The following is an 8,459-nucleotide window of genomic DNA, read 5'->3' as shown; positions in this document are numbered from 1 at the left end:
TGTGTTCAGCGGACGCTTACGGTGAAGATATACGGGATTCTATTCTTTATATTTCTGGGAAATAAAAGACCTGCTAATAGAATATTTATAGCGGGTTTCGTGCGCTATAATCTGTCAAGAAAAGCTTAGCTATTAATAAACCTCCCGGAGGAGGTTTAAACAATATTTTTTAGATCAGATCGAATATATTTTTTTATTTTTGGGGTGAATAAAACAATTATCTAAAGTTAATCTTATGACTTGCCCATCAACAATAATTTGATTAGAAGGTTGATATATATTTCCTCCAATATTTGAAGTCAAATTACTACTAGATTTAGGCTCATAAACTCTTTTTACAATAACCTCATCACCTTCATTATTCATGGCAGTAACATCTTCAAGTCTATGCTTAGAACACATATATACCTCTATTCTTTAATGATGAAATAGTAAACTCAATAAATCATAGCTAGATATAGATAATATCAAACAAATCACAACAGAACTGCAAATCTTTTTAGCTTGTACTCTATCTTCCAGGATATTTACCCATAAGAAAAGAAAAAACCCTTCAATATCTAGAATGCGAGGGGTAATGTGGTTGGCGAGGCTCGTATCAGCAAAGGATGGAAAGAACAAACGGGCTTTATCATGATTGATTCACAAAGTGTAAAAAACACAGATACTGCACGTGATAAAGGGTATAATGTTGGTAAAAAAGTTTCAGGCATTAAAAGACATATTATTGTTGATACTGAAGGTCTCCCGCATGGAATATTGGTTACGACAGCAGATAAAACAGATCGTCAAGGTGCGTTAGATACTATAACTTTGCATAAAGATAGCTTACAAAATGTAGAGGTTGTACTTGTTGATGGCGGTTATACAGGTGAACCCTTTTCTTTGGCTGTTAATAATTTAATCGGATCCCGAGTTGATGTAGCTAAAAGAAGTGGATTGCATAAATTTGCAGCCATTCCACAACGCTGGGTTGTGGAAAGATCATTTGCCTGGTTAGAAAAATGTAGAAGGCTCTGGAAAAACTGTGAAAAGTACCTAAATACGAACCTTCAGTTCATTAATTTAGCCTTTTTAAAACTACTTTTGCATAGAAAATATTCTGGATAGGTTCTAAGGTGGGAAGTCTCAAGGAAGCATACTTCTTTGGCATCCACTTATTAGAATATAGAGCAATGCGCAAAATACTTCATAGACATCAACGACTCTTGGACGTGTTTGTTTTCTTCTGCTCAATCGTAGCAGTTCAATTTCTTTAAAAGCTTCTCGACTAATGTTGCAGGGATATGGTTTTCTCATGAGGGGAATTTAACAAATTATTTTTTCAATTGCTAAAAAAGAATGAAATTAATACTGGATAGGCTCTTAGTTTGGCCAATAGATTCCCTCTATGGGCATTTTTTTGATATAGATACCCTAAAATAAACTCTTTAGTATTTCATAAGCAATGAGTATTAAGGCTGAGACCATCAGCAACACAAAAATGAGTTCCACTCTAGTTAACATCTTAGTTTTATTTACTTTTCACTTAATTTATATAGCAGTTAAGTCGTAGCATCAATGACATAACATGACATGGAAAATAATCAAAAAAGATAGAATCTAGATTTTTATTACATTTACTATCCGCATGCTTCAACAGCAGCTTTGAATGTTTCACTTAACCTTTAAACTTTTTTAAAAGTTAAATGTATTTACATGTGAGTTCTAAAATTTGATATAATTTATTAAAAATTTAGATTCTAAGTGTAAATAATGAGAAGCGCTAATATTCGACGTGATGGTTACTTAAAATTTCTGAATACATGGCAAAACCGTGATGTCATTAAAGTACTTTCAGGTGTACGTCGCTCTGGAAAATCCACCTTATTGGCGATGTTTCAACAAGACCTAAAAGCACAGGGTGTACAAGCCGAAAACATCATTGCCATCAACTTCGAATTTATGGAATTTGAAGAACTCACCGATTACCGTAAACTACATGATTATGTATTGTCCAAAGTTGATAAAAGTAAAAAAAACTATGTTTTTTTAGATGAAATACAACATGTTACAAATTTTGAGAAAGTGGTCGACTCTTTATATGTTCGGGATTATATCGATTTATATATTACAGGCTCAAACGCATTCTTTCTAAGTGGAGAACTTGCGACTTTACTTACAGGACGCTATATCGAGCAACATGTTCTACCTTTGTCATTCCAAGAATTTAAACAGTGGCATATTGAAAATAATCCGATCATCCAACAATTATCCAATCGTGATTTGTATGCCATGTATACGAGCAGTAGTTTCCCTTATACGCTTGCCATGACTAGCCAGCAAGAAACTTATGATTACTTGCAAGCGGTCTATGCCAGTGTAATGTTTAAAGATGTAATTCCCCGTTTGAATACTGCCGATATTAACTCTCTCGAGCGTGTCGCAAGATATTTGGCAAGCGTGACAGGCTCACCTATTTCCATCAATAAAATTAAAAATACCTTTGTTTCAAGTGGGGTTAAAATTTCATTTGAAACAGTAAAACGCTATATTCAGGGCTTACAGGACAGTTTGTTATTTTATAGTGCTGCACAATTTAAAGTACGCGGGCGTGAGTTATTACAATCCTCTGAAAAATACTATTTAGTTGATGTCGGATTGCGCCGGATTATGTTGCCTGATGCTAATGCTGATCAAGGTCATATCTTAGAAAATGTAATTTATCTTGAGCTTATCAGACGAGGTTATACGGTCTATGTAGGGCGGGTTGATGAATATGAAATTGATTTTGTTGCTGTCGATACTTTACAGAATTTAACTTATTATCAAGTGGCGTTAGAAACGCTCAATGAGGAGACACTCAGCCGAGAGTTACGTCCATTACAGAAAATTTCTGATTCGTATCCCAAATATTTACTTACCTTAGACACGATAGGGGCTGAAGCAAATTATAATGGTATTGTAAAAATGAGTGCTCTCGATTGGTTGCTGTCTGAAAATAAGTAAAGTTGAGGGTAGACATGGATACTCTTGTTTATTGATTAAAACTCAAAGACTTTTCAGCATTATCCAAGAATGTATTCAAGCATAATTTCTGCTCCAATTGTGATGGATCGATTTACCTCGATTCGATTGAGTCAGCCCATTATGATTGAGCCAGAGTCGCTTACTGAAAGTAGCGAGAATTGCGCTGGTGTACTAGCTTGTATCTTACCCCTCATAGTGATTAGCTATCACTATATTGCAAATTACAGAGTTTCGTGTACTAGCAAAACATAAGGTTTGGGTTTGAGATAAAACCTGTAATTTGCCCTAACCACTTACACAACTCTGGACGGTAACTAAGCACTCTGATGCTGTATTCACAAGAAAAGACAGTGGTTATGCTAAAACAATAATTGGGTAAATCAGGCAGGTAAGATTATGTTTTATCTTGATATTGATGTTGCTAAAGCTAAAATTGATTGCTGTTTAATTTTAGACAATTCTACAAGTAAGAAGAAGACAAAAACCTTTTCGAATACACAAGACGGTTTTGAGCAACTTCAAATTTGGCTAAATCACCATGCTGCTACATCTATGCAGACCATTACATTAATGGAAGCCACTTCTATTTATCATGAACTCTTAGCTCAATATTTATTTAAAGCAGGTTATCAGGTCTGTGTAACCAATCCTGCCAGAGCTCGATATTTTGCTCAGAGTATGTCCAAGCTGAATAAAACAGACAAGGTAGATAGCGAAGTTTTAGCCAGATTTGCAATGACAGCAGATCTACATTTTTGGCAACCTCTGCCTGAACATATTCAATTGCTTAATGCATTGCTAGAGAGAAGAGCTGTCCTTTACGACGATTTACAACGTGAAAAGAATCGTTTGGAAAAAGCAAATTCTACTTTTACTATGGAGCCTGTACTGGAATCTATTCATAATAGTATTACGCAATTAAACAAACACATACAAAATATTGATCAACAAATTGATAATCATATTGACCAGAATCCAGATTTAAAAAATGACAAAGATCTGCTCAGTAGTATTCCTGCCATTGCAGACCGAACCAGCTTATTAATGCTTAGTTTCTTGCGCAGCCACACTTTTGAAAAAGCTAGCCAAGCAGCAGCCTTTATCGGCTTGGTTCCAATTCAAAAACAATCGGGTAGCTCCATTCGTGGTAGAAGCCGCTTATCTAAAGCAGGCTCTTCCAAAATACGTGCTGGTTTATATATGGCAGCCGTTGTAGCAACTCGACATAACCCTCATATCAAAAAAATGAATGAGCGCTTATTAGCGAATGGTAAAACTAAGATGATGGCGATTGGAGCTGCGATGAGGAAGTTAGTCCATCTTTGTTATGGTGTACTCAAACACCAACAACCTTATCAAGCAAATTATTGCATCAATTCTTAATAATTTGCTTGACGGTGGAGACGGTATCTCAAACCTGATCTGACAGTTACCCATTTTTTATTGTGCCTGTCAGGTTAAATTTGAGCTAAATTTTTCTCAGCCCAAATCCGTTTTCCATCAAGTAAAGTTTCAAGTGGTATACGACCACAGCACATTTTTCCTTGATGAGTCCGTTCAGTATTATAGAATTTCAGCCAATCGTCTAGATCAACCTGTAATTCTTCCAATGAGCTATAAAGCTTCTTCCTAAACGTAATTTGATAGAACTCCTGCAAAATCGTCTTATGGAAACGCTCACATATACCATTTGTTTGCGGGGAAGCTGCTTTTGTCTTCGTGTTGTTAGCGGCAGTGTAAAAATGACCCCCTAACGGCATTTAAAAACTGACCCCCTTGGTTAATATAGCGGTCATTTTGGACTGCTCAACATGTTAACTTTGGAGCAAGCAGTGACAATCCAAATACTTCATCAGCAAGGTAAATCCATTAAAGCCATTAGTCGTGAACTGGGGGTGTCCCGAAATACCGTACGTAAATATTTACGGCAGAAGGAAACACCTCAGTATCGGCGTACACAACCTAGAACAAGTATTCTTGATCCATATAAACCCTATTTACTCAAACGTGTAAACGCAGCTCATCCTGAATGGATTCCTGCTGTTGTGCTCTACCAGGAAATTTTAAGGTTGGGATATCCAGGAAAGATCAGGATCTTGAGGGAATATCTCGCAACATTAAAACCAGTTGCTAAACCGGAACCGATCATTCGTTTTGAAACCCAACCTGGCCAACAAATGCAGGTGGATTTCACCACGATTCGACGCAACAACACGACTTTGAAAGCCTTTGTCGCAACATTAGGGTATTCCAGAGCGACTTTCGTGAAATTTTATGATCATGAACGTACCGATGCATGGATCGATGGTCTAGAAAATGCATTTCAGTTCTTTGCAGGAGTACCTCAAGAAATCCTGTTTGATAACGCTAAAACGATCATGATTGAACGGGATGCCTATCAGGAGGGGCAGCATAAATGGAACCCCAAACTGCTCGACTGCGCCAAGAAATACAGCTTTCGTCCTCGCGTATGTAAGCCCTACCGTGCACAGACCAAAGGCAAAGTTGAACGCTTTAATGGATACCTCAAATCAAGCTTTATTGTGCCATTGAAAGCAAGCCTGAAGACTTCGGGTTTACTGTTAAATGTTGATGTCGCCAATGCCCACATTGGCCGGTGGCTGCATGAAACCGCCAATCAGCGGATTCATGCCACCACGCAAGAAAAACCGGCTGTTCGACTGCAACAGGAGCAGCAAAAATTTACGCCATTACCGCAATCAGATACAGGTTCTGGCACTGTACCTGTTGCAGCAGCACAGCATATCATGCCCTACGAGAGTTTGCAGCATCCCTTATCGGTATATGATCAGTTGCTAGGAGTTTCCTGATGAATCTGCAATACGACCGTATAGAGCAGCTTTGCCAAAAGCTCAATCTGCCTGCCATCGCATCACAATGGTCACATCATGCACAACAAACATTAGGTCAGGATGGAAGTTATGCCGACTTTGTTGAAGCAATCTTGACACATGAATATGCTGCCAGGCAACAGCGCAGTCAGCAGGTACTGATGAAACTCTCAGGCCTGCCTCAAGTCAAAACCCTGGAAGACTATGATTTTAATTATGCCCTAGGGGCCCCTAAATCACAGGTGATTGAACTGTTCAATCTGAGCTTTATTGCTAGAGCAGAAAATGTGGTGTTTCTGGGGGCTAGCGGAGTAGGAAAAACGCACTTATCTATGGCATTAGGCTATAAGGCCATCATGAACAACATTAAGATCAAGTTCATTACCGCAGCGGATTTAATGCTGCAACTGAGTACAGCCTATCAGCAAGGTAAATTGAAAACCTATATGCAGCGTGCGGTACTGGGACCAAAGTTACTGATTATCGATGAAATTGGTTATTTACCATTTGGACGTGAAGAAGCGAATCTGTTCTTTAACGTGATTGCCAAGCGTTATGAAAAAGGCAGTACGATATTGACGAGTAACTTACCCTTTAGCCAATGGTCTAAGTCATTTGCGGATGATGTCACGTTGACCGCTGCGATGTTAGATCGGCTATTACATCACTGTCATGTGGTACAAATATCGGGTGAGAGTTATCGTTTGAAGGGTAAAAAAAGAATTGGGATTCAGCCCCAGGTTGAAACTTAATACGAGATCAAAGGGGTCAATTTTACTTTGCCATTTGTAAGGTAAAAGGGGTCAATTTTAGAATGCCGTTGACAGTGTGATCAATATCATTGACTGCCAGATACAACTCATAGTCATGTTGTTCTACCTTAGCGCATCCTCAGTACCTGAGCAGCACTGCTGCGCAAGTGTGAGGATGCGAAGCATTGGTAAGTCCTGAGATTGATAGAATGGCAATACACGATCATTGAGTAAATCAGCCGCTGTAATCGGTGTTTTTGTTGTATAGAGCTTGCAATGAACGATCTTGCTATAAGTGTAGATGAATGTTTGTTGGTAGATTCGTCCAACACCTTTGAGATTCCCGACATAAAAGGTGTCTTGCGCGCCTAAATAGCCTAGATGAGCTGTTTCGATTTCACCACAAGCAACGTCATCCTCATGCTTACGTTCAAGTGCCGCAATCTGCTGATCATTTAATTCAGTACCATCCTGTGCCACTTTAGCCTCAAGTGCTTTTAAACGCTTCTTAAAGTTCTCTAAATCGTGACGAAGCCATATAGAGCGAACACCACTCCCTGAAACGAATACACCCTTCTTGCATAATTCATTACTAGTACGGTGCTGACCATATGCGGGATATTGAATTGCGAAATCAATAACAGCCTGTTCAATAGCATCATCTACACGGTTTTTTGAATTTGGTACTCGATAGGATTTATTGATCAGTGCGTCAATATCACCAGACTTCACTAATTCTTGATAGCGATAAAATGTATCTCTTGAAACACCCATCATCACTTTGCATGCTCTGGATACATTCTGAAGCTCTTCAGCTAAATTGAGCAGACCTACTTTGTGTTTAATGATTTGATTGTTAGTATGCAACATAAGAAAGTTACCTTTGTTTGATTAAGATTTCGACACCTTTATCAAAACGGGTAACTTTCTCTTTTTCAAGAAGAATGTACGATCAAGTCTGAACGAATACACTTAAATATTGAGGTTGCGCCGCTATAAATTGAATCTGATAGCCATATTTGTTTAACACCTTTTTTACCAGAGAAAAGTCTAGTCCGTGCCCATTTTCCTGGACAGATTTACACCTGAAACACTGTCCCAGGTACTGACTTTATTACATAAGAGCTTCAAAGGTTTATCTATTCTAAGTCACTGAAATTAAATTTAAAATATGCATATCGGCCGACTTAATTTCGTGAGTTTATTTAACACGGCTACACGTGCATGAATTTCATTCACCTGGCTATCAAAGCACTTTGCCGTTAATTTATCGCCTAATAGCTTGATACAGGCTATCTTGGTTTCTATCAAGCTTCGTCAATGTTAACCTGACCACTTTTTCCAAATAGCTCTAGCTAGATGTTTGACTGTTTTTTATAATTCGTTTCTCTCTAAATATCCTGTTTTTTGATGTTTCCAAAATTTTGTATTTTTTAGAGGAATAACTGCATGTGTATCTTGATCTAAAATGACTTGTCGGCAGTGCTTGGTGTCATAAGCTTCATCTGTACAGACAGGATCAATTTGCTCATCCAATGAGATTTAATCAAGTAAATCTTCGAGTGCTTATTAATCACTTACATCATTTGTTATAAGCTGAACTGCACGTATTTGCAGCGCTTCAGCATCTATTATACCTATATGGAGTTCACGCTATTTCTGTCGATATTCAAGCTGATGCTTCTTACGCTCCCATTCCTTTCGCCTAGAAACTTCAAACCAGTAGATGGAGACCATCAAGATTTTTTTGATAACTAAAAAGTCCCCCAGTGGTAAGTTTTTGTAACAGGATCTTATTTAACTAAAAATCAGATGAATGTAAGACAGAGGTGGTCCCACATGTTTG

At 38.0% G+C, this 8,459-nt stretch carries 5 protein-coding genes and 5 pseudogenes; 5 read left to right on the top strand and 5 right to left on the bottom strand.

Annotated elements, in window-relative coordinates; all coding sequences use genetic code 11:
* Positions 1–174: 174 nt before the first annotated feature.
* Entirely contained in the window at positions 175–402 is a 228-nt protein-coding gene (locus B3Q46_RS12200; protein WP_004812210.1) for a hypothetical protein, read from the bottom strand.
* 174 nt (positions 403–576) lie between these two features.
* On the opposite strand from B3Q46_RS12200, the pseudogene B3Q46_RS12195 reads away from it, so the two are divergent.
* Positions 577–1,110: pseudogene (locus B3Q46_RS12195) on the top strand (IS5 family transposase); the annotation flags it as partial.
* 21 nt (positions 1,111–1,131) lie between these two features.
* Here B3Q46_RS12195 and B3Q46_RS12190 read toward each other — a convergent pair.
* Positions 1,132–1,299: pseudogene (locus B3Q46_RS12190) on the bottom strand (IS5/IS1182 family transposase); the annotation flags it as partial.
* Between the two features lie 456 nt (positions 1,300–1,755).
* Between B3Q46_RS12190 and B3Q46_RS12185 the strand changes: the two are divergent.
* Together B3Q46_RS12185 and B3Q46_RS12180 are read left to right on the top strand one after the other, a co-directional pair.
* Complete coding sequence (locus B3Q46_RS12185) at positions 1,756–2,988, top strand: ATP-binding protein (RefSeq protein ID WP_005237650.1); 1,233 nt, start codon at positions 1,756–1,758, stop codon at positions 2,986–2,988.
* A gap of 417 nt (positions 2,989–3,405) precedes the next feature.
* Entirely contained in the window at positions 3,406–4,392 is a 987-nt protein-coding gene (locus tag B3Q46_RS12180) for an IS110 family transposase (RefSeq protein ID WP_286716028.1), read from the top strand.
* Positions 4,393–4,466: 74 nt separating this feature from the next.
* Here B3Q46_RS12180 and B3Q46_RS12175 read toward each other — a convergent pair.
* Positions 4,467–4,736, bottom strand: a pseudogene (locus B3Q46_RS12175) (integrase core domain-containing protein); the annotation flags it as partial.
* Between the two features lie 84 nt (positions 4,737–4,820).
* Between B3Q46_RS12175 and istA the strand changes: the two are divergent.
* Positions 4,821–5,840, top strand: coding sequence for an IS21 family transposase (gene istA, locus B3Q46_RS12170; protein ID WP_286716026.1), 1,020 nt, complete (start codon positions 4,821–4,823; stop codon positions 5,838–5,840).
* Positions 5,840–6,613 (top strand): IS21-like element ISAba8 family helper ATPase IstB, encoded by a 774-nt coding sequence (gene istB, locus B3Q46_RS12165; protein WP_075167882.1) that lies wholly within the window; start codon positions 5,840–5,842, stop codon positions 6,611–6,613. Before istA ends, istB begins: the two co-directional genes overlap by 1 nt.
* Positions 6,614–6,686: 73 nt before the next feature.
* On the opposite strand, the pseudogene B3Q46_RS12160 reads toward istB, so the two are convergent.
* Together B3Q46_RS12160 and B3Q46_RS12155 are read right to left on the bottom strand one after the other, a co-directional pair.
* Positions 6,687–7,483, bottom strand: a pseudogene (locus B3Q46_RS12160) (helix-turn-helix domain-containing protein); the annotation flags it as partial.
* A 294-nt stretch (positions 7,484–7,777) separates the two neighbouring features.
* A pseudogene (locus tag B3Q46_RS12155) lies at positions 7,778–8,340 on the bottom strand (IS5 family transposase); the annotation flags it as partial.
* Between the last annotated feature and the right edge of the window lie 119 nt (positions 8,341–8,459).

This window comes from Acinetobacter sp. UBA2581, from assembly GCF_002339435.1.
GTDB lineage: Bacteria > Pseudomonadota > Gammaproteobacteria > Pseudomonadales > Moraxellaceae > Acinetobacter > Acinetobacter variabilis.
The sequence above is the reverse complement of the archived record's forward strand: the minus strand, read 5'-3'. Positions and strand labels throughout refer to the sequence as shown.

What these genes read in the sequence shown, in the direction of transcription:
- B3Q46_RS12180 (WP_286716028.1), top strand. Translation starts at nt 3,406, where the DNA reads ATGTTTTATCTTGATATTGATGTTGCTAAAGCTAAAATTGATTGCTGT.
- B3Q46_RS12200 (WP_004812210.1), bottom strand. Translation starts at nt 402, where the DNA reads ATGTGTTCTAAGCATAGACTTGAAGATGTTACTGCCATGAATAATGAA.
- istA (WP_286716026.1), top strand. Translation starts at nt 4,821, where the DNA reads ATGTTAACTTTGGAGCAAGCAGTGACAATCCAAATACTTCATCAGCAA.
- B3Q46_RS12185 (WP_005237650.1), top strand. Translation starts at nt 1,756, where the DNA reads ATGAGAAGCGCTAATATTCGACGTGATGGTTACTTAAAATTTCTGAAT.
- istB (WP_075167882.1), top strand. Translation starts at nt 5,840, where the DNA reads ATGAATCTGCAATACGACCGTATAGAGCAGCTTTGCCAAAAGCTCAAT.